Genomic DNA, 280 nt, shown 5'->3' with positions numbered 1-280 from the left:
ACCTGAATGAAGTTTTCCCCCTGACTGCTGATATTCAGGTCATACCCACAAGGCCACTTCACGCCATACCGTTCTGTATACCAGTGATATGCAGAAGGAACACCGTTCAGAACACCACCGTTGAAGCCATTCACTTCAACATCCAGGCGGGTCGGCAGAACCGTCAGCAGGTCAAACGGCATGGTTTTTTCCGGCAGTACGTTGTCACACAGACGGTTCCACCACACCGATACATCCTCGTTACTCCAGAAGCCACACCAGTCACCTCTTTTTGCGGTGA

At 51.4% G+C, this 280-nt stretch carries 1 protein-coding gene; it reads right to left on the bottom strand.

Annotated features, from left to right (window positions below):
* Positions 1 to 280 (bottom strand): DUF1281 domain-containing protein (locus tag E0D98_RS26480; RefSeq protein ID WP_165941090.1); only part of this gene is annotated, 280 nt, incomplete at both ends.

This window comes from Escherichia sp. KCJ4928, from assembly GCF_004352695.1.
Classification (GTDB): domain Bacteria; phylum Pseudomonadota; class Gammaproteobacteria; order Enterobacterales; family Enterobacteriaceae; genus ECMA0423.
The sequence above is the reverse complement of the archived record's forward strand: the minus strand, read 5'-3'. Positions and strand labels throughout refer to the sequence as shown.